The sequence below is a fragment of the Limnohabitans sp. Bal53 genome (assembly GCF_003063355.1).
In the GTDB taxonomy this organism is placed as follows: Bacteria; Pseudomonadota; Gammaproteobacteria; order Burkholderiales; family Burkholderiaceae_C; genus Limnohabitans_A.
Genome location: NZ_NESH01000002.1, coordinates 488,940 through 508,297, shown reverse-complemented (window position 1 = coordinate 508,297; position 19,358 = coordinate 488,940). Strand labels below are relative to the sequence as shown.

Annotated in this window: 17 protein-coding genes; 7 read left to right on the top strand and 10 right to left on the bottom strand. The window is 60.2% G+C overall.

The genetic code is table 11. From position 1 onward, the window contains the following. Positions 1–10 precede the first annotated feature (10 nt). On the top strand, positions 11–988 hold the full coding sequence (locus B9Z50_RS07315) for an alpha-E domain-containing protein (RefSeq protein WP_108362993.1): 978 nt from the start codon (positions 11–13) through the stop codon (positions 986–988). Position 989: 1 nt separating this feature from the next. Here B9Z50_RS07315 and xth read toward each other — a convergent pair whose 3' ends face one another. Further along, the gene (xth, locus tag B9Z50_RS07310) at positions 990–1,769 is read right to left on the bottom strand and encodes an exodeoxyribonuclease III (RefSeq protein ID WP_108362992.1); all 780 of its coding nucleotides are present in this window, start codon (positions 1,767–1,769) and stop codon (positions 990–992) included. Positions 1,770–2,105: 336 nt separating this feature from the next. Between xth and B9Z50_RS07305 the strand changes: the two genes are divergently transcribed. After that, complete coding sequence (locus B9Z50_RS07305) at positions 2,106–4,373, top strand: tetratricopeptide repeat protein (RefSeq protein ID WP_108362991.1); 2,268 nt, start codon at positions 2,106–2,108, stop codon at positions 4,371–4,373. A 71-nt stretch (positions 4,374–4,444) separates the two neighbouring features. On the opposite strand, the gene B9Z50_RS07300 is transcribed toward B9Z50_RS07305, so the two are convergent. From B9Z50_RS07300 to B9Z50_RS07280, 5 genes are read right to left on the bottom strand one after another with little or no spacing between them, the layout of a single operon-like run. Further along, a complete protein-coding gene (locus B9Z50_RS07300) occupies positions 4,445–4,933 on the bottom strand; it encodes a dihydrofolate reductase (RefSeq protein WP_108362990.1) in 489 nt (162 codons plus the stop codon). A gap of 10 nt (positions 4,934–4,943) precedes the next feature. Beyond that, positions 4,944–5,777, bottom strand: coding sequence for a thymidylate synthase (locus B9Z50_RS07295; RefSeq protein ID WP_108363657.1), 834 nt, complete (start codon positions 5,775–5,777; stop codon positions 4,944–4,946). A 58-nt stretch (positions 5,778–5,835) separates the two neighbouring features. After that, a complete protein-coding gene (locus B9Z50_RS07290; RefSeq protein ID WP_108362989.1) occupies positions 5,836–7,011 on the bottom strand; it encodes a sugar MFS transporter in 1,176 nt (391 codons plus the stop codon). Next, positions 7,008–8,432, bottom strand: coding sequence for an FAD-binding oxidoreductase (locus tag B9Z50_RS07285; protein ID WP_108362988.1), 1,425 nt, complete (start codon positions 8,430–8,432; stop codon positions 7,008–7,010). The genes B9Z50_RS07290 and B9Z50_RS07285 overlap by 4 nt, the downstream gene beginning before the upstream one ends. A gap of 5 nt (positions 8,433–8,437) precedes the next feature. Beyond that, positions 8,438–8,869, bottom strand: a complete 432-nt coding sequence (locus B9Z50_RS07280) for a DUF2069 domain-containing protein (RefSeq protein WP_108362987.1) — start codon at positions 8,867–8,869, stop codon at positions 8,438–8,440. 21 nt (positions 8,870–8,890) lie between these two features. Here B9Z50_RS07280 and B9Z50_RS07275 point away from each other — a divergent pair, with 21 nt between their 5' ends. Continuing rightward, on the top strand, positions 8,891–10,144 hold the full coding sequence (locus B9Z50_RS07275) for a YihY family inner membrane protein (protein WP_108362986.1): 1,254 nt from the start codon (positions 8,891–8,893) through the stop codon (positions 10,142–10,144). A 24-nt stretch (positions 10,145–10,168) separates the two neighbouring features. On the opposite strand, the gene B9Z50_RS07270 is transcribed toward B9Z50_RS07275, so the two are convergent. From B9Z50_RS07270 to B9Z50_RS07255, 4 genes are read right to left on the bottom strand one after another with little or no spacing between them, the layout of a single operon-like run. Continuing rightward, positions 10,169–10,492: a DUF962 domain-containing protein gene (locus tag B9Z50_RS07270; RefSeq protein WP_108362985.1), complete on the bottom strand. Its 324-nt coding sequence runs from the start codon at positions 10,490–10,492 to the stop codon at positions 10,169–10,171. An 18-nt stretch (positions 10,493–10,510) separates the two neighbouring features. Beyond that, positions 10,511–11,839 carry a cytochrome P450 gene (locus B9Z50_RS07265; protein ID WP_108363655.1) on the bottom strand — a complete coding sequence of 443 codons (1,329 nt, stop codon included), beginning with the start codon at positions 11,837–11,839 and terminating at the stop codon, positions 10,511–10,513. Between the two features lie 40 nt (positions 11,840–11,879). Next, a complete protein-coding gene (locus B9Z50_RS07260; RefSeq protein ID WP_108362984.1) occupies positions 11,880–12,698 on the bottom strand; it encodes an alpha/beta fold hydrolase in 819 nt (272 codons plus the stop codon). Then, positions 12,695–13,993: an O-acetylhomoserine aminocarboxypropyltransferase gene (locus B9Z50_RS07255; RefSeq protein ID WP_108362983.1), complete on the bottom strand. Its 1,299-nt coding sequence runs from the start codon at positions 13,991–13,993 to the stop codon at positions 12,695–12,697. Before B9Z50_RS07255 ends, B9Z50_RS07260 begins: the two co-directional genes overlap by 4 nt. A 111-nt stretch (positions 13,994–14,104) precedes the next feature. On the opposite strand from B9Z50_RS07255, the gene B9Z50_RS07250 reads away from it, so the two are divergent. From B9Z50_RS07250 to B9Z50_RS07235, 4 genes are all read left to right on the top strand, one after another. Then, positions 14,105–14,563, top strand: a complete 459-nt coding sequence (locus tag B9Z50_RS07250) for a CBS domain-containing protein (protein ID WP_108362982.1) — start codon at positions 14,105–14,107, stop codon at positions 14,561–14,563. Positions 14,564–14,725: 162 nt separating this feature from the next. Continuing rightward, positions 14,726–15,973: a TolC family protein gene (locus B9Z50_RS07245; protein ID WP_108362981.1), complete on the top strand. Its 1,248-nt coding sequence runs from the start codon at positions 14,726–14,728 to the stop codon at positions 15,971–15,973. Then, complete coding sequence (locus B9Z50_RS07240; protein ID WP_199221685.1) at positions 15,966–18,149, top strand: type I secretion system permease/ATPase; 2,184 nt, start codon at positions 15,966–15,968, stop codon at positions 18,147–18,149. The genes B9Z50_RS07245 and B9Z50_RS07240 overlap by 8 nt, the downstream gene beginning before the upstream one ends. Continuing rightward, the gene (locus tag B9Z50_RS07235; protein WP_108362980.1) at positions 18,146–19,354 is read left to right on the top strand and encodes an HlyD family type I secretion periplasmic adaptor subunit; all 1,209 of its coding nucleotides are present in this window, start codon (positions 18,146–18,148) and stop codon (positions 19,352–19,354) included. Before B9Z50_RS07240 ends, B9Z50_RS07235 begins: the two co-directional genes overlap by 4 nt. Positions 19,355–19,358: the final 4 nt, after the last annotated feature.

Genomic DNA, 19,358 nt, shown 5'->3' with positions numbered 1-19,358 from the left:
GAGAACACACATGCTTTCAAGAACCGCCGACCACTTGTTCTGGATGTCCCGCTACATGGAACGTGCAGAGAACACGGCCCGCATGCTGAACGTGAGCTACGAGACCTCGCTTTTGCCGCAGTCGGCTGCGGCCGTCGAAGCGGGTTGGGAGGGCCTTTTGTCCATCAGCGAGTTGTTGCCGTCCTACCTGGCCCGCTACAAAACCATCAACCCCCGTGATGTGATGGCCTTCATGGTCCGTGATGAAAACAACCCTTCCTCCATCTTGTCGTGTTTGCGCGCTGCGCGAGAAAACGCCCGCGCCGTGCGGGGCACACTCACCACCGAGGTGTGGGAGACGCAAAACCAGACCTGGCTCGAAGTCAACCGCATGCTCAAAAGCGGCGAGTTCGAGCGCGATCCGGGCCAGTTCTTTGAATGGGTCAAGTTCCGCTCGCACCTGTCGCGTGGCGTGACGGTGGGCACCATGCTGATGGACGAGTCGCTTTACTTCATGCGCATGGGCACGTTTTTAGAGCGTGCTGACAACACGGCGCGGCTGGTGGATGTGAAGTTCCATGCCATGCAAAACGATTTTTTTGGCGCGCCGCAATACGGGGCACCCGAGACCGAAAGCACGGAGGAATATGATTTTTACCACTGGAGCGCGATCTTGCGCAGCGTCAGCGGCTTTGAGGTGTACCGCAAGGTTTACCGCGATGTGATCCGCCCCGAGCGCGTGGCCGAGTTGCTGATCTTGCGCCCCGACATGCCGCGCTCGTTGCTGGCCAGCTTGAACGAGGTGGTGGCAAACTTGAAACTGGTCTCACACGACGCCGACAGCGACACGTTGCGCCACGCCGGCCGTTTGCGCTCGGAGCTGGCTTTTGGCCGCATCGATGAGATCCTGGCCACGGGTCTTCACGCCTACCTGACGCAGTTTTTGGAGCGGGTGAATGTGCTGGGCGGGCGCATCAGCCGCGAGTTTTTGATGCCTCAGTCGGCCTGATTCAGTCCAGCGTCAACACCACCGGCGCGTGGTCGCTGGGGCGCTCATTTTTGCGCGGGGCGCGGTCGATCACGCAGGCGCTGGCGCGGGCCTTGAGCGCTTGCGAAATCAGGATGTGATCGATGCGCAAGCCCCGGTTGCGGCGAAACGCGAACTCGCGGTAATCCCACCAGCTGTAGCTTTTTTCAGGCTGCTCAAACAAGCGGAAGCTGTCGGTCAGGCCCAGGTCAATCAGGGCTTGCAGCTTCTCGCGCTCTGCGTCTGTGCAGTGGATGGTGTCGGCCAGCGCCACCGGGTCCCACATGTCCAGTTCGTCAAAAGTGATGTTGTAGTCGCCCAGCAGCACCAGGTTCGGGTGCTGTTGCATCTGGCTGCCCACCCAGTCGCGCAGCGCGTCCAGCCAGCGCATTTTGTAGACAAACTTGTCGCTGTCAGGGGCTTGGCCGTTGGGGAAATACGCACCGATGACACGCACTGTGCCACCCGCGCCATCGGGGTAGGTGGCAGCGATCACACGCGACATGTCGTCTTCAAAGCCAGGGATGTTTTTCACCACATCCGCGCCGTCGGCCTTGGAGATCAGGGCCACACCGTTGTAGGTTTTTTGGCCGAACCATTGCGCCTGGTAGCCCGCCTCGGCCAAAGCTGCGGCGGGAAACTTGTCGTCGGTGAGCTTGAGCTCTTGCAGGGCCAGCACCTCGGTGGGGTTGGCCGCCAGCCAGTCCAGCACTTGGGGCAGGCGCACGGACAACGAGTTCACATTCCAGGTGGCAATTTTCATGTTCAGGCTTGAGGTGGGGGTGAGGCGGACTGGCGTTGGAGTTTAGCCGAGCAGCCCAAGTGTGTATCGCTTCGTTGGGGATGGCTTGTTGGGTTGCCAGCAAGTCAAGTTCATGGTGTGCAGGGCGACACCTACCCACACAGAAGGGGCAAAACTTCAGGCTTGCAGGGTGTCGGTCGGCACCTCCAGCGTGAAGCTACAGCGGTGGGCAAAGACAATCACTTGGGCTTACCCATCGGTCCCTATCCGTAAAAACATTTCACTTTTTTACAATTTGTCGACATATTGCGACTTAACACATGGAAAATCCTTGGCTTGATCTTTCCATCGAACACCATGAACAGCCCAACCCTTGATTCAAATGAAAAAGGCGCCGAGCCCGTCACCATCGAGTTGACAGCCGAGCTTGCACAAGCCTTTCAAGAAGCCCATGAACACTTCAAAGCCCATCAATGGGCACAAGCTCAGGCCTTGTATGAACGGGTGTTGAAAGAGGTTCCTCAAATGGAGCCTGCCGCTTTGCAATGGGTCAGGTGCCTTGTATTGCAGGGCCATCCAATGCAAGCGCGCGAGGGGTTTTCGCAGGTTCTCAGAAATTTTCCGAACAATTACAGTGCGTGGCTGGAGGCGGGTCACTTGTGTCGCCAGCAGGCCCAGCATCAGCAAGCTCAGGTTTGTTATGCCAAAGCCATCGGCTTGGTGCCTGGCCGATTTGAGGCACGTTTGTCGATGGCACGCTTGCTGGAGGACCAGGGGCAGTTTGATGCTGGGGCTGTGGAGTACCACCGTGCTTTGCAGGCGGGGGGCGCAGACAAGGCCCGCACGATGCATTGGCGCATGGCCAAATTCAGACTGGAGCGCGGCGATGTGCCCAGGGCACTGGAATCCATGCGTCAAGCTTTGCTGATTTTGCGTTTGGCATCCGAGCCCCTGGATGACAATGAGCGTGCCGAAATGCAAATGGATCTGGGCGACATCTTTTTGCGCTTGGGCATGACAGAAGACGGCCACCGCGCCTTGGAGCGTGCCAGCGCCGGCACGGCCGAGGTCACTTTGGCCCGCTTGGCTGAATTGTCCTTTCGCTACAACCTCTGGCAAGAAGCCCAAGAGGTGCTGCGCCGCAGCGTGGCTTTGCATCCAGACAGTGGCACAGCGCACTGGAACTTGGCGCACTCTTTGGCTGAAAGCTGGTGCATGCAAGAAGCGCTGGAAGTGTTGGCCAAGGCTGAAGCCTTGTCGCCTCAGTCGGGCGCCAAGTCCATGCGGGCCAGCGTGGCAGGCCGTTCGGGCGATGCCGACACCGCGATGCGCCTGTACAAAGAGCTGGCTGATGAAGAGGGGCCGCTGTCCAAGATGCGTTCCAGCGCTGCCATGAGTGCGCTGTACAGCGACAAGCTCAGCCCGCAGGATGTGGCCGATCTGCACCGCGAGTTGTTTGCGCCTTTGGGTGCTCGAGCGCGCGCTGTGGGCAGTTTCAAGAATAAAAAGAGTCCCCAGCGCAAGCTGCGCGTGGGCTTGGTCACGGCTGATTTTCACCACCAGCATCCGGTCAACATTTTCATGCAGCCCGTGCTGGCACGCCTTGATCCCAAGGCGGTTGACCTCACGGTCTATTTCACGGGCGTGTCTTACGACGACCAGACCCAACTGGCCAAGCGCCGTGTGCCCCATTGGGTGGAGGTGACGGCCTGGAACGATGCCCAACTGGCGCGCCGCATCGAAGAAGATGGCATCGACATTCTGCTCGACCTGGCCGGCCACACCAGCATGCAGCGCATGAGCTTGTTCGCGCAGCGCGCCGCGCCTGTGCAGGCCACCTTTTTGGGTTACCCCGGCTCCACAGGTGTGCCCAACATCGACTGGCTGGTGGCCGACAGCGTGGTGGCCCCGCCGGGCAGCGAAAACCTGTTCAGCGAAAAGTTGGTTCGTTTGCCGGGCAGTGTTTTCTGTTTCTCGCCTGAGGTGGATTACCCCTTTCCAGCCTACGACGCCAGCCATGCCGAGCGCCCGCTGACTTTTGGCTCATTCAACAACGTGCCCAAACTCACACCACACACCGTCAAACTCTGGGCGGCGGTGCTGCAAGAAGTTCCGGGTTCACGTTTGCTGCTCAAAGCCCCGAGCTTCAAGGACGCAGGGGCCATCGAATCATTTGTCCAGCGCTTTGAAGCCGAAGGCATTGCGCGTGAGCGCCTGGAGTTCCGCGGCCCGGTGGGCCTGACCGACATGATGGCCGAGTACGCCGATGTCGACATCGCGCTCGATCCCACGCCCTACAACGGGGGCACCACCACTTTGCAAGCCCTGTGGATGGGCGTGCCTGCCGTGGTCAAGGCGGGGGGCAATTTTGTCTCGCGCATGGGGGCCAGCTTCATGACGGCGGCGGGATTGAGCGAATGGGTCGCCGAGTCGGATGCCGACTACGTGCGCATTGCAGCAGCCATGGCGAGGGACCGTCAGGCCCTGCTTGAGCTCAAGCAGGGCATGCGTGAACGCCTGCTGGCAAGCCCCGCTTGGGACATTGATCAGTACACCCGTGATTTTGAAAATGCCCTGCGCCAAATGTGGCTGGCGCATTGCCAAAAGTCCAGCGAAGGCGTTTGAAACGCCGTGAGTCTGTCGGATGGGATTTGACTTGAATCTCATCGGGCGCCATGCACCGCATGGGGCGCAGATCAAGCTGTGCGGTAGTAGGTGACAAAACTGAAAGGTAAGCCCTTGGTCGAGACACAGGTCTCACGTTGCTTTTCATGCCAGCGGGTGCCCAGCACGGGGGCGAAAGCATCCCCTTCAAAGTCCGCATCGATCTCGGTGACCACGGCCGTGCTGGCCAGGGGCTCGGCCTGACGGTAAATCTCGGCACCGCCCATGATCCAGGCATCGGGCACCTCGCCGCAAAGGCGCATCGCCTCCTCTATAGAGGCCGCGCGCAGTGCGCCTTCGGAGCACCAGTCGTTTTGGCGGGTGATCACAATGTTCAAACGCCCGGGCAGCGGCCGAAACCGTTCTGGCAGCGAGTCCCAAGTCTTGCGGCCCATGATGACCGGCTGGCCCAGCGTCACGCGCTTGAAATGCGCCAAGTCTTCAGGCAGGTGCCAGGGCATCTGGTTGTCTTTGCCAATCGTGCCATTGCGGGCGCGGGCGTAAATCAGGTGCAACTTCATTCGCCTCGCCTCAGACAGCCACCGGCGCTTTGATGGCAGGGTGACATTCGTATCCCACGACCTCAAAGTCTTCAAATTCGTAATCGAAGATCGAAGCGGGTTTGCGTTTGATGTTGAGCGTGGGGTAGGCCATGGGCGCACGGCTGAGCTGCAATTGCACCTGATCGTGGTGGTTGCTGTAAATGTGGCAATCCCCGCCCGTCCAGATGAAGTCGCCCACGTCCATGTCGCATTGCTGGGCCACCATGTGGGTAAGCAGGGCGTAGCTGGCAATGTTGAAGGGCACGCCCAAAAAGATGTCAGCACTGCGCTGATACAGCTGGCAGCTGAGCTTGGGCTTATCGCCCGCCTTTTGGGGGGGCGCCACATAAAACTGGAAAAACGCATGGCAAGGCATCAGCGCCATTTGGTCGAGTTCGGCCACGTTCCAGGCGCTCACGATGATTCTGCGGCTGTCAGGGTTGTTTTTGAGCGTGTCCATGACCTGCTGCATCTGGTCGATGTGGCCGCCGCCCGGTGTGGGCCAGCTGCGCCACTGCACACCATAAACAGGGCCCAGTGATCCATCTTCGCGTGCCCACTCATCCCAAATGGTGCAGCCGCGCTCTTGCAGCCACTTCACGTTGCTGTCACCCCGCAAAAACCACAGCAACTCCACAATAATGGCCCGCAAAAAAACTTTCTTGGTCGTGACCAGCGGGAAGCCCTCGTTCAGGTCAAACCGCATCTGGTGGCCAAACACGCTGCGGGTGCCGGTGCCGGTGCGGTCACCCTTTTGCACACCCGTGGTGTAGACGTGGCGCATGAAATCTTCGTATTGGCTGCGGATGGGGCGAGCTGGCATGTTCATGGGTGTGAGTTTAACAATCCAGGGGGTTGAGGGCGGGTGATCTGTTGGGGGCTCAGGTGATGCGGTCCAGACGCTGGGTGGTCACCAGCAGACCGAGCAAAAGCAGGATGACCCCGGGCATGACCCAAGTCAGACCAATCCAGGTGGCCAAAAGCCCCAGACTGGCAGGTACCAAAGAACCACCCAAATAAGAGAAAACCATTTGTCGGCTCACCAGCGTCCGCGCCATTTCGGCCGGAAACCGCTCAGTGGTTTCGGCCATCAGCGATGGAAATATCGGGGCGCAACCACAACCCATCAGCACAAGCCCAAGCAATCCTATGGAGCCGGGCAATGGCAATGCAAATAGGCCAGCGCCCAGCAGGGCCAGGCCGAGCCCGACTCTGACCCATTGACGGTTGTGCATTCGGTGCGCAACCAACCCAACAGCAAAACGCCCCAAAGTGATGGCACCAAAATACAAGGACAACCCCATACCCGCTTGTACCAGGCTCAAACCACGTTCCTGCACCAAAATACTCACCGCCCAAAGGCCAACGCCTGCTTCTGCCCCCACATAAAACAGAAAGCATAGGGGGGCCATCCAGGCCGCACGGGTGGGAACGCCTTGGCGGGATGGGCGGCTTGTAGGGGGCAGTGCTGGTTTGTCGACCGGCACCTGCGGTAAGGGCCGAAGCCACAGAGGCAAATAAAACCAGAGCACAGCGGTGATTGCCAACTGAATCAGGCCTAGAGTCAAGACGCCGTATGTCCATTGCCCGGTTTGCACCATCACCACGCCCATGAGCAAAGGTCCTGTGCTGGCGCCAATGCCCCAACTTCCATGTAACCAGTTCATGTGCCGCGCGCTGTAGTGCTTGGCCACAAAGTGGTTAACACTGGCATCAACGGCGCCCGCACCCCATCCCAAGGGCACGGCCATGAGCAGTAACCAGACAAAAGTGGGGGCGAATGCGAAACCCAGCAAGGCCAGTGCAGTCATGCCACCACTGACCACCACAATCGGGCCGGTTCCCCACCGGCGCGTCAGTGGCGCGGCAAACCAGCTGCTGAGTCCAGCGCAAATGGTCACCGTCAAAGTCATCCACCCCACAGCGGCCAAAGGTTGACCCAAATCGGCACGGATCGCAGGCCAGCCTGCGCCCAAAACGCCATCGGGCAAACCCAAGCTGATGAAACACAGGTAAATCAGCAGCAATAAACCTGTTGACTGCGGGATTCGACTCACGCAAGCACACGCCCAGGGTTGAGCAGGTTCTGCGGGTCCAGTGCCTGCTTGACGGCACGCATCATGGCCAGAGCCGTGGGGTCTTTGTAGTGGGGGAGCTTGTGCACTTTTTGCTCGCCCACGCCGTGTTCGGCGCTGATGGAGCCGCCAAAGCGTTTGACTTGGTCGAACACCAGGGTGTTGACCTTGTCTTCGAACTCGCGCAAAAAGGCTTTGCCATCGGCCCCCTCGGGAGCCTGCACGTTGTAATGCAGGTTGCCGTCGCCCAAGTGGCCAAAGTCCACCATGCGCACGCCGGGCACTTCTCTGGCCAGCAGGGCATCGGTCTCGGCCACAAAGTCCGGGATGCGCGAGACGGGGATGCTGATGTCGTGTTTGATGTTCAGGCCCTCGGTGGCTTGGGCCAAAGTGATGCTCTCGCGTATATGCCACAGGCCTTTGGCCTGCGTCAGGTTTTCGGCGACCACGGCGTCGGACGCGTAGCCTTGTTCCAGCGCAGCCTCGAGCAGGGCTTCAAACTGTTCCCGGGCGTGGCTTTCGCTTTCGCTGTCGGAGTTCTCGAGCAGCACGCACCAGGGCGTTTCTTGCCACAGCGGCACGCGCAGCTGCGGGTAATGTTTGTCGACCAAGCTCAGCGCGAACTGGCCCATGACTTCAAAACCGGTGAGTCCGGGGCCCAAGCGCTTATGGGCCAAGCCCAACAGTTGCACAGCAGCTGCCATGCTGGGCACGGCGGCCCAAGCGGTCAGCTGGGCAGCAGGCAGGGGGTAAAGCTTCATGGTGGCGGCGGTGATGATGCCGAGCGTGCCTTCGCTGCCAATCATCAAATTGCGCAGGTCATAACCCGTGTTGTCTTTGCGCAGGCCGCTCAAGCCGTGCCAGACCTCGCCTTGTGCGGTGACCACTTCCAGGCCCAGGCACAGCTCACGGGTGTTGCCGTAGCGCACGACCTGTGTGCCGCCCGCGTTGGTGCCCAGGTTGCCGCCGATGGTGCAACTGCCTTCGGCGCCCAAACTCAAAGGGAACAAAAATCCGGCTTGCTCGGCAGCGGCTTGCAGGTTTTGCAGCACACAACCGGCTTCCACCGTGATGGTGAGATTGGCCGGGTCGATGGCCCGCACCGCGTTCATGCGGGTCATGCTCAGCACAATCTGTGAGCCCGAGCCGTTGGGTACGCCGCCCACCACCAGCCCGGTGTTGCCGCCTTGGGGCACGATGGAGGTGCCCACCGCAGCACAAGCTTTGACCACGGCAGCCACTTGCGCGGTGTCACCCGGACGCACCACGGCCAGAGCGCGACCGCACACACGTTTGCGCCAGTCTTGCTCCCAGGGGCTCAGGTCAGTGGCCGGGTCGTCGTGCGTGAGAACGTTGGCAGCGCCACAAATTTGGCGCAATTGGTCGAGCAAGTGCTGTGTCATGGTGTTCAGTCACGGGGTACGGGCACAAAATTGCCGGTGGCCTTGGCGGCCTTGAAACGGATCCGCACATGGAGAGCGCAAGCCACAAACAACGTGATGCACAAGCTGATCTGCAGGCCGGCCAGAGCGTTGGAGGGCCAGGCATCGCCCCACGCGCGCATGACGCCTTCGGTGAAGTACAACCAGACCAACATGCTGACCCAGCGGTAGGTGTACATGCGGTTTTTAAGGAGACCGGCCAAAGGCATGCACAAAGGCAGTACTTTGATGACCCACCAGGAGCCGCCCGGGCGCAAAGGGGCCAACCAAAGCTCCCAGAGCAAGCCCAAAACGATCAGGCCCAGCAAGCTGCCGACAGCCAACCAGCGCGTGAAGTCCAGGCCCGCTGGGGAATTTTCTTGTGGGGGGAGGGCAGAGTTTTCGGGGTTCGAGTTCATTGCGGTGGCATCATACCGGGCATGCAAACAACCTTGTCCAAGACCGGCCTGAGCGCGCACACCCGTTTGTGGTGGCAGGAGCTGTCGGTGTTTCCCTGGCGCCAGATGGGCGGCGTCTTGGCCGAGCGCTTTCGCGATGCGCGTTTGGGCGTCAGTGCCAGCTCGCTGACTTTCACCACCGTGCTGGCCATGGTGCCCTTGTTTGTGCTGGGCTTGGCGGTCTTCTCGGCCTTTCCGGTGTTTGGCAAGTTCCAAGACACGATCCAGCGCTGGCTGATCGAGAGCCTGGTGCCCGAGAGCATTGCCCGCCAAGTGCTGAGTTATTTGACGCAGTTTTCGCGCAAGGCCAGCCGCTTGGGCTCGGCGGGTCTGGTGGCGGTGCTCTTGTCTGCCGTGTTTCTGATGGTGACCATCGAGCGCACCCTGGGCCAAATCTGGCGGGTGCAACGCCAACGGCCCTTGCCCCAAAAGGTGCTGCTCTATTGGTCAGCCATCACCTTGGGGCCACTGCTTTTGGGCGGCAGTCTGGCCATCACCTCGTATGTGGTCACGGCGTCTCGCGATGTGGTGAATGTCTTGCCCGGTTCGGTGCGCTGGTTGCTCGACAGTTTTGAGTTTTTGCTGCTGACCGCCTGCGTGAGCGGTCTTTACTTTTATGTGCCCTACACACGGGTGCGGTGGCGCCATGCCATCACCGCCGGTTTTCTGGTGGCCGCTTCCCTGGAGCTGGCCAAAAAGGGCATGGCCTTTTATTTGCTTGAAGTGCCCACCTATTCGCTGGTCTACGGAGCCTTTGCGGCGGTGCCGATTTTGTTGGTGTGGATCTATGTGACCTGGTTATTGGTTTTGTTGGGGGCTGTGCTGGCTTCCAGCTTGCCGGAGCTCGGTCGCGAGCAGTGGCGAAAACCCCAAGGGGCAGGTTGGTCCTTCAGATTGGCTCTGGAGGTGCTGGCCGAATTGAACGCTGCCAAGCTCAGCGAGCAGCGGGGCTGGAGCACCGGGGCTTTGGCTGCCCGATTGCGCGTGGAGCTGGGCGAGTTGCAGCAAGTGTTGGCCGTTTTGCAAGGACTCGACTGGGTAGGGCGCCTGACCGAACAAAACGACCAGGCCCAAGCAAGGCAGGTGTTGCTGATTGACCCTTCCCAGGCGTGTGTGGCGCCATTGGCCGACCGATTGCTGGTGTTGCGCGAATCGGCAGCGGACCCGCTGTGGGTCCAAACCGGTCTGGACCGAATCCGTGTGGCGCAGTTGCTGCCCCCAGCGCGGGACCTTTGATGCGGCCGCTTGAGGCTGGAATGCTCAAAAACTCACACGCCCGCGCCACATGTCGCGGTACATCACCCAGTCGCCCATGAAGCTGTAGAGCGGGCGCTTGAAGCTGGCGGGCTTGTTTTTCTCGAACACAAAATGCCCGACCCAGGCGCAGCCGTAACCACACAGAAGGGCGTACAAAAAGTACTGCGGTTTGCCGGTCACGGCCAACATGGCCAGACACATCAGGCTCAGCGTACTGCCCACAAAATGCATGCGGCGGCAGGTTCGGTGGCTGTGCTCGCTCAGGTAAAACGGGTAGAACTCGGCAAAGCTGTTGTGCTCAACCTTGGGGGTTTCAGTCGGGTTCATGGCGTGTCTCCTTGTTGCTTATCGGATTGAAAACGGGGCGTGTAAAAAGCCGCGAAACCGGGCCCGGCCGCCGCGCTGAGGCGCTTGCGTGAGCTGGTAATTGGGAAAGCGCTGCAAAAAACGGCCAATGGCCACGCGGCCTTCCAAACGCGCCAGACTCAGGCCCGCGCACTGGTGCACGCCAAAGCCAAAGGCCAGGTGCTTGTTGCCGGTGCGGCGCAGGTCCAGTTGCTCGGGATTCTCGTAAACCGCCGGGTCGCGGTTGGCCGCGCCAATGCACAGCGTGACCAAGGCCCCGGCGGGCAAGTCAACGCCGTTGACTTGGGTGGCTTGAACCGCGCGGCGGTTGCTCAGCTGGTTGGATGATTCGAAACGCAAAAATTCATCGACCGCCAAACCCAGGATTCGTTCGCGCACTTCGTCAGAGCTGGCTGCTTTCAGATCGGCTTGGAGTTGTTCTCGCTGCTCGGGCCATTCCTGCAGGCTGATGAGGGCGTTGCCGATCAGGTTGGTGGTGGTCTCGTGCCCGGCATTGAGCAAAAAAACACAGTTTTGCAGCAGCTCGACTTCGCTCAGGGCTTCGCCATTTTCCTCACCCTGGATCAAGCGGGTCAGCACGTCGTGCTCCGGGTCTGCGGGGTGCTGGCGGCGCTGCGCCACCAATTGGCGCAGATAGGTCAAAAACTCGGTCACGCTGCGGTGGCCCAGTGCTTCTTGTTCAGGGCTAAGGGATGGTTCAAGCGCCCCCAAAATGGCCAGCGACCAGCCGCGCAGCGGTTCGCGCTCGGCATGTGGCACACCCAGCAGGTTGCCGATGATCTCGACTGGAATGGCCGAGGCAAAGTCTTCGATCAGGTCGCCACCGCCTTGCGCTTCAATCTTGTCCAGCAGGCTGTCCACCAGCAACACCAGGCCTGGCTCCATGGCTTCAATGGCCCGGCGGGTGAGGGCGCCCATGATGAGTCGGCGAACCCGGGTGTGCAGTGGCGGATCGTTGAAGACCAAGCTGCTGGTGTGGTGCTCGAACAGCGGGGAGACACCGCTTGCTGTGGCGTAGGGCGGCTGGTTGAAAGGCGCGTGGTTGTATTTGGGGCTGAACTCCACTTGCTTGTCGGAGCTGAACACTTTGGCGTCGCGGTACACCGCCACCAGATCGGCGTGCCGTGTGAGGAAGTACGAGCCGTCGGGCATGCGCTTGAAGGGTTCGGACTCGCGCAGCGCGGCGTAGACCGGGTAAGGGTTGTCCAGAAAGTCTCGTGGCAAGGCCCGCAGGTCCAGGCTTTGGGCCAACTCGCTGGCCCGCTCAGCCGACAAGGGCGGGGTGATCTGGGCAGTCAATGTGTTCATGTCGTAGAAGCGCACCCCTGTGCGCGAATGGCCTTCATGCTCAAGGCTTCAAAAAATCCTTGAGCGCCTTCAACACGCCTTCGGGCGCTTCGGTCATGAGCGAGTGACCGGCTGGCAGCTTCTCTACTTTGGGCTGGCCGCACAAATCGATCAGGGTTTGCGCCGCTTTGGGCGGCGTCATTTGATCGGCGCTGCCCAGCACAAACAGCGTGGGACAAGCCACTTTTGGCATGGCCGCTTCTGCGCCTCGGTAGTCGTCGCAGGCCTTGAATCCCGTGTGGAACACGTTCACTTGTGTGTTGCTGGCCAGCACCCGCCGCATGAGCGCCTTGCTGCCGCCATAAAGCCAAGTGCCGGGGCCCAAGGCAGAAGGCGGTGGGGCCAGCGTGGAGTGCGAGAAGCTGTTGACCATGTCAATGGCTTTGAAGGGTGCGCTGACCGACAGATCGAGCAAGGCCGGTGACACGCGCATGGGGTAGGCCGTGCCCACCATGACCAGGTGGCTCACCCGTCCGGGGTGGTCTGCACCGTCGCGGGCCGCGGCTTCCAGGGCGATCAGCGAGCCAAAGCTGTGGCCGATCAGCGCGGCTTTTTCGATGTTCAGCGCATTGAGCAGCGCGATGAGGGTGTCGGCCGCTTCTTCCACGCTTTGGGGTGGTGTGCCTTCGCTTTTGCAGTGCCCGGGCAGGTCGATGGCCAGCACGTTCCAGCCGTGGTGCGCCATATAGCGGGTTTGCAAAATCCAGACGCTGTGGTCGTTGAGCACGCCATGGATGAACACAGCGGTGGGTTGCGCGGGGTTGAAGGGCTTGCCGCCGGTGTAGGCGTAAAGCTCGTGGCCTTGAACGGTGATTTTCATGCTGCTTTCTCCGCGGCTTTGAGCGCCTTTTTCAGGTCGTCGATCAGGTCAGCAGGGTCTTCCAAGCCGATCGACAGTCTGATGGTTCCGGGGCCAATGCCGCCTGCGGCCAAGGCCTCGTCGGTCATTCGGAAATGCGTGGTGCTGGCCGGGTGGATCACCAGGCTGCGGCAGTCGCCCACGTTGGCCAGGTGGCTGAAGACCTTGAGGGTTTCGATGAACTTTTGGCCTTGGGCGCGAGAGCCTTTGATGTCAAAACTGAACACCGAGCCTGCGCCGCGTGGCAAGAGTTTTTGTGCCAAAGCGTGCGATGGGTGGCTCTCCAGCATCGGGTGGCCTACGCGGCTGACCGAAGGGTGCGCGGCCAAAAATTCGACCACTTTGGCTGTGTTGTCCATGTGGCGGGCCATGCGCAGGGGCAGGGTTTCGATGCCTTGCAAGATCAGCCAGGCGGTGTGTGGGCTCATGCAAGCGCCAAAGTCGCGCAGGCCCTCGCGCCGGGCGCGCAGCAAGAAGGCGCCCACGGTGCTTTCTTCGCTGAACACCATGTTGTGAAAGCCCTCGTAGGCTTGGCTCAGCTCCGCAAATTTGCCCGATTTGTCCCAGTCAAAACTGCCGCCATCGACCACCACGCCGCCCACCACCGTGCCGTGGCCCGACAAAAACTTGGTGGCCGAGTGGTAAACCAGATCGGCCCCGTGGTCGAAGGGCTTGATGAGCCAGGGCGAGGTGAGGGTGGAGTCCACCAGCAAGGGCACACCCGCTTCGTGTGCGATGGCGCTCACAGCCTCAATGTCCAGCACGTCCATGCCGGGGTTGCCCACGGTTTCGCCAAAAAACAGTTTGGTGTCGGGTTGTACCGCAGCCTGCCAGGCGTCCAAATCGCCGGGTTTGACAAAGGTGGTGCGGATGCCAAAGCGGCTCAGGGTGTAGTGCAGCAGGTTGTGTGAACCGCCGTACAAAGCACTCGATGCCACGATGTGCGAGCCCGCACCCATGAGGGTGGCAATGGCCAAATGCAAGGCCGCTTGCCCGCTGGATGTGGTGATGGCGCCGATGCCGCCCTCCAAAGCCGAGATGCGCTGCTCCAGCACCGCGTTGGTGGGGTTGCTGATGCGGCTGTACACGTGGCCTGGGCGCTCAAGGTTGAACAGCGCTGCAGCCTGGTCTGAAGACTCAAAAACGAAGGACGTGGTCAGATGGATCGGCACCGCGCGGGCACCGGTGGTCGGATCGGGGGCAGCGCCTGCATGCAGGGCCAAGGTGTCAAAACCGGGATCGCTGTAGCCAGCCATGGGAGTCTCCGAAAAAAGAAAAGGCCTGCGTGTGTGAAACGCTGTGCACGGCGCACATTGTGGGCTATATTAAATCCACGGTAGTTACACACCAGCTTGAGGAGAGACACCATGAAAGTCAGCGATATTTTGCGGGTCAAGGGGAGCACCTTGTTCACGGTCAACCCCGATGAACTCCTGTCCAGCGCCCTCAATGCCATGGCCGAAAAAGACATCGGTTCCCTGGTCGTCATGTCCCAAGGCCAGCTGGCGGGCATGCTGACCTTTCGCGAAGTGATTCAGCAAGTGGTCAAAAACGGCGGTCAGGTGGGCCAAACGACTGTGCTCGAAGCCATGGACGCGCAGCCCATGTCCTGCACCAGCGAGACCGATTTGGACGAGGTGCGCCGCATCATGCTCGAGCGCCATGCCCGCTACATGCCCATCATGGATGGCGCGACCTTGATGGGCGTGATCAGTTTTTACGATGTGGCCAAAGCCGTGGTGGACAGCCAAGACTTTGAGAACAAGATGCTCAAGGCCTACATCCGTGACTGGCCTGACCAGGAAAGCACTCAGCCTTCCAACTGATCCGCCTTGCCTTGGTGATCGCCACCCAAGGGTGAAGGTTCCATTTGTTTATGTGCCCACTGTCTTGATGACAGTGGGTTTTTTTATGCGTTACTGGGAATTATCATGCAATAATATTTGAGTACTAAATTAATAAAACACTGAAAAGTGATTTTTACTCAAATGACCCATCGCAAAGTTTGGCAAACCAGTTTGGTGTTGGCGGCCCTGCTGGGGGGCTGGCCTTCAATTTCTGTGGCCACCGAGTTACGGCTGGTCGATGCCCTGAGTCTTGCAGCCACGCACCATCCTAGCGTCAAAGCCAAACTCGCCGAGGTGAAAGCCGCACAAGCGGATCTGGAAACAGCCAAATGGTCGCGATATCCGACTGTGAGCACCGAAGCCACAGCCTCAGGGGGGCGTCCCCAAGCGGCCTTGTTGGTACAACAACCGTTGTGGGCTGGCGGCAAAATCGATGCCCAAAACCGTTTGGCACAAGCCCAACTGACACTGGCCGAGGCCAGTCTGCAAGAAACACGCACCAGCTTGATGCAACAAGCAGGGCAGCAGTTTTTCGAAATGCTGCGCTGGCACCAACGGCTGGAGGTGGCCCGCAAAACCGAGAACGAACACCGCAAGCTGCTGGAGTTGATTCAACGCCGCGTGGTGGCCGAGATCAGCCCCTTGACCGATCAGGTGCTGGCCACTGCACGTTTTCAGCAAGCTGTAACCGAGCGCATCCAGTTTGCCCGTTCCTTGCAGACGGCACAGCTGGCCCTGCAGCAATTGGTGGGCGAGCCTCACACGGCTTTGAAAGCACCTACCCGAATGGCCCTGCCACCACAAGACGTTGGCGTGGCCATTGAAGCGAGCAAAACCCACTCGGCCGAGTTGCTTCGCTGGCGCACCCAGCAAGAGGTTGCCCAAGCGCAAATCGACATGGCCCAAGCGGGCCTTTACCCAACGGTGGCCTTGGCACATCGCCAAAATTTAGGGGCCCAAGACAATTCGACCCAGGCCAACCGCACGTATTTGTCGCTGCAGTTCACTCCCGGCCCGGGTTTGTCGGTCCGCAGTGTGGCTGCCGCAGCGCGTTCGCGACTGGAAAACAGCCTGCAAAACACCGTGGTGTTTGAACGCCAGCTCGAGCAGCAAGTGCGCACGACTTTGGCCGAACTCGATGCGCTCACACAACAGGTCGAGCCCGCCCGCTTGTTGGTCACGGCCACAGAGGATGTGGTGGAGTCCTATCTGCGCCAGTACCAAATTGGCAAGAAAAACTGGCTGGATGTGCTCAACGCCCTGCGCGAGAGTGCCCAGGCCCATTACAGCGCGCTCGATGTGTCTTCCACCACGCAGTCACTGCAGCTGCGCGTGATGTTGCTGACCGGGCCCATGAACAGCCAAGCGCTCGGACTGATCCATGACTGAACACGACAGCGCTTCCAGCATGATGCTGGACCGCAACTTGGCGGTGGTTTTGTCTCGACTGGCGGGCCTCTTGGGCCAAGCCGTACCCGCGCACCGCTTTGGCATGATGTCGCGCACCACCGATGGCCTGATGGTGGATCACCTGAGCCGCGAAGAGCGCCTCAAAGCCTGGTGGCTGGGACGCTTTCCCACCGCGCACATCCATGCGCTCGACCCTAAAAATCTCAAGCCGTCTGATTTCCCGATGCTTTGGGTGGGCTCTGAGGGCGAGCAGGTCTTGCTGGTGCGCGGCGGCTCCGGCCGTCACCGCCTGACCTGTCAGGACCCGGAGGGCAACCCCTGCGTTTTGTCCATGGCCGATGCCCGTCAGGGGCGTTTGTTGAAGCTGAGCATCATGCCCGCCCGCCCGGGTGAGTCGGGGCACCGCGCACTGAGCGCGACCGACTGGTTTGCCACCTCGATTCGGCGCTACCGCTCGGTGTTCTTCGAGGCGGTGGTGGCCACCTGCGTGATCAGCTTGGTGGGGCTGGTAGCGGCTTTGTACTCGATGCAGGTGTACGACCGTGTGATCCCGACCAAGGGCTATTCGACTTTGTGGGTGCTGACCATTGGGGTGGTCATTGCCATCTTGATGGAGTTGGTGCTCAAACAGGTGCGGGCCTTCATGGTGGACCGTGCCTGCAAAGCGATCGACCAGGAGTTGTCGGCGGTGTTTTTTGGCAAAGCCCTGGACATCCGCATGGACGCGCGGCCCAACACGGTGGGCACCTTCGCCTCGCAAATCCGGCATTTCGAATCGGTGCGCAATTTCCTGACTTCGTCGAGTCTGTTCATCATGGCCGACTTGCCCTTTGCGATTTTGTTCGTGGGCGTGATCGCCATCATTGCCGGACCAGTGGCGCTGGTGCCCTTGGTGGCTGTGCCGTTGGCCGTGCTGGCAGGTTTGGCGTTTCGCGGATCCATCGAAAAGTACACCGGCATGCACATGAAGGAGTCCAACGAAAAAAACGGCTTACTGATCGAGGCCATCGACGGGATCGAATCGGTCAAGGCCGCCAACGCCGAATGGAAGATGCTCGAGCGCTGGCGCAGCATGACCTCGACCATGGCCGACAGCGAGCTGAAAATGCGGCAGTTCTCCACCTTGTCGAGCAACCTGACGCAAACCATTCAACAACTGAGCTACGCGGGCATGATCGCCGCTGGGGCTTACGCCATCAACAACGGACACCTGACCATGGGGGGCTTGATCGCTTGCTCCATCATCTCCGGGCGGGCCTTGACGCCCGTGGCACAACTGCCGGGGTTGATCGTGCAGTGGCAGCACGCCAAGATGGCGCTTCAATCACTCAACGGCATCATGGGCATGCCCAGTGAACGCGAGTACAGCGAGCGCCTTGTGGTGCCCGAGTTGTGCCGAGGTGGTATCCGTTTGAACAAGGCCCATTTCACCTATGCCAAAGATTTGCCCGGTCTGGAGGTGCCCCAGTTGAGCATCGCGCCGGGTGAGCGCATCGCCATCCTGGGCTCGGTGGGTTCTGGCAAGACCACCCTGATCAAGTTGCTGTCGGGGATGTTCAAACCTTCTTCGGGTCAGGTTTACCTGGACCAGGTCGACATGGTGCATCTGGCGCCCGAGTTTGTGCGCGAGCACGTGGGCTATTTGCCTCAGGACGTGCGCCTGTTCAATGGTTCATTGCGGCACAACCTGACCTTGGGCTTGCCCCTGCCCAGCGACAGCCAGATCTTCAAAGCCGCGGCCATGACCGGGCTCGATCAGGTGATTCAAAACCATCCCCAGGGCCTGGAGCTGAGCATTGCCGAGGGCGGACGCGGTTTGTCGGGGGGGCAGCGCCAGTTGGTGGGCCTGACACGCATGTTGCTGGCCATGCCCAAAGTCTTGCTGCTCGATGAGCCCACGGCCTCCATGGATGCCAAACTTGAAAACCGCGTGATGCAACATCTTTTTGAAAACATGCCTGCTGAATCGTCCATTGTGGTGGTCACGCACAAGCCCTCGGTTTTGTCTTATGTCAGCCGGATTTTGGTGGTCGACAAAGGCCGTGTGGTGCTCGACGGGCCGCGTGACGAGGTCCTGAACCGTTTGCGCCAACCCAGCGCCAATACTCCGGCGGCCACCGTCTCGCCCGGACCTGCTGCAGGAGTTTCGGCATGAAAATTTTCTGGTTTTTGGGCCCCTCTGACCCCGACCACCAGCGTGAGGACTTGAGCGGCGCGCTGAGTGGATCGCGCTGGGCGCTGTGGTCCTTGTTCCTGACCTGTGTGGTGTTTTTTGGTTGGGCTTATTTGGCCGAAATTGACCAGATCACCCGCGCACCGGGCTCGGTGATCTCCAGTGCCCGCTCGCAAATCATCCAGTCTCAAGACGGCGGGGTGATTGAAGAGATGATGGTGCGCGAGGGCGATGTGGTCCAACGAGACCAGGTGCTGGTCAAGATCGACGGCACGCGCCAGCAGTCCAGTTACCTGGAAACCCGAGCCAAGGCAGCAGGTCTGGCCATCACGGTGGCCCGTTTGCAAGCCGAGGTGCTGGGGCGCGAGCCGCGTTTTCCGCCCGAAGCCAGGGATTACCCCGAGTTCCGCGACACACAAACCATGTTGTTCATGAAGCGCCAATCGGCCATCAAGGACGAGCTGCAGTCTTATGAAAACATCAAGGCCATCGTGCAAAAAGAGCTGAACATGACACGGCCCCTGCTCAAAACTGGCGATGTCAGTGCCACCGAGGTCTTGCGCCTGGAGCGGCAAATTGCCGACACGCAGGCCCAGATCACCAACCGCAAGAACAAGTATTTTCAGGACACGCAGGCCGAGCTGAGCAAGGCCCTTGAAGATCTGGCCGGGGTGCAGCAGATCATGGCCCAGCGCAAGGACCAACTGACGCAGACCGAGTTGCGTGCGCCTTTACACGGCATTGTGAAAAACGTGCGCGTGACCACGCGCGGTGGTGTGATCCGCCCCGGTGAAGAGGTCATGCAGATCGTGCCTTTGGAAGAGGACCTGGTGATCGAGGCCAAGGTCAGCCCGGCCGACATCGCCTTCATCAAAACCGGCATGAAGGCCACGGTCAAGATCGACGCCTACGACTACACCATCTATGGCGACCTGAGTGGCACCTTGTCCTACATCAGCCCAGACACCTTGACCGACAACCTGAACGTGCAGCAAGGCGAGCAGCCTTACTACCGGGTGCAGGTCAAAACAGATGGGCGCATGTTCAGTGGCCGCCCTGACCAAAAGCTCGACATCCAGCCGGGCATGACCAGCATGGTGGAGATTAAAACTGGCTCCAACACGGTGCTCAAATACCTGTCCAAGCCCGTCATCAAGACCTTGAACCAGTCGCTCGGCGAGCGCTGAGATG

Bases quoted from the DNA above. Each gene is read 5' to 3' on its own strand.
- B9Z50_RS07315 (WP_108362993.1), top strand. From the start codon at position 11: ATGCTTTCAAGAACCGCCGACCACTTGTTCTGGATGTCCCGCTACATG.
- xth (WP_108362992.1), bottom strand. From the start codon at position 1,769: ATGAAAATTGCCACCTGGAATGTGAACTCGTTGTCCGTGCGCCTGCCC.
- B9Z50_RS07305 (WP_108362991.1), top strand. From the start codon at position 2,106: ATGAACAGCCCAACCCTTGATTCAAATGAAAAAGGCGCCGAGCCCGTC.
- B9Z50_RS07300 (WP_108362990.1), bottom strand. From the start codon at position 4,933: ATGAAGTTGCACCTGATTTACGCCCGCGCCCGCAATGGCACGATTGGC.
- B9Z50_RS07295 (WP_108363657.1), bottom strand. From the start codon at position 5,777: ATGCCAGCTCGCCCCATCCGCAGCCAATACGAAGATTTCATGCGCCAC.
- B9Z50_RS07285 (WP_108362988.1), bottom strand. From the start codon at position 8,432: ATGACACAGCACTTGCTCGACCAATTGCGCCAAATTTGTGGCGCTGCC.
- B9Z50_RS07280 (WP_108362987.1), bottom strand. From the start codon at position 8,869: ATGAACTCGAACCCCGAAAACTCTGCCCTCCCCCCACAAGAAAATTCC.
- B9Z50_RS07275 (WP_108362986.1), top strand. From the start codon at position 8,891: ATGCAAACAACCTTGTCCAAGACCGGCCTGAGCGCGCACACCCGTTTG.
- B9Z50_RS07270 (WP_108362985.1), bottom strand. From the start codon at position 10,492: ATGAACCCGACTGAAACCCCCAAGGTTGAGCACAACAGCTTTGCCGAG.
- B9Z50_RS07265 (WP_108363655.1), bottom strand. From the start codon at position 11,839: ATGAACACATTGACTGCCCAGATCACCCCGCCCTTGTCGGCTGAGCGG.
- B9Z50_RS07260 (WP_108362984.1), bottom strand. From the start codon at position 12,698: ATGAAAATCACCGTTCAAGGCCACGAGCTTTACGCCTACACCGGCGGC.
- B9Z50_RS07255 (WP_108362983.1), bottom strand. From the start codon at position 13,993: ATGGCTGGCTACAGCGATCCCGGTTTTGACACCTTGGCCCTGCATGCA.
- B9Z50_RS07250 (WP_108362982.1), top strand. From the start codon at position 14,105: ATGAAAGTCAGCGATATTTTGCGGGTCAAGGGGAGCACCTTGTTCACG.
- B9Z50_RS07245 (WP_108362981.1), top strand. From the start codon at position 14,726: ATGACCCATCGCAAAGTTTGGCAAACCAGTTTGGTGTTGGCGGCCCTG.
- B9Z50_RS07240 (WP_199221685.1), top strand. From the start codon at position 15,966: ATGACTGAACACGACAGCGCTTCCAGCATGATGCTGGACCGCAACTTG.
- B9Z50_RS07235 (WP_108362980.1), top strand. From the start codon at position 18,146: ATGAAAATTTTCTGGTTTTTGGGCCCCTCTGACCCCGACCACCAGCGT.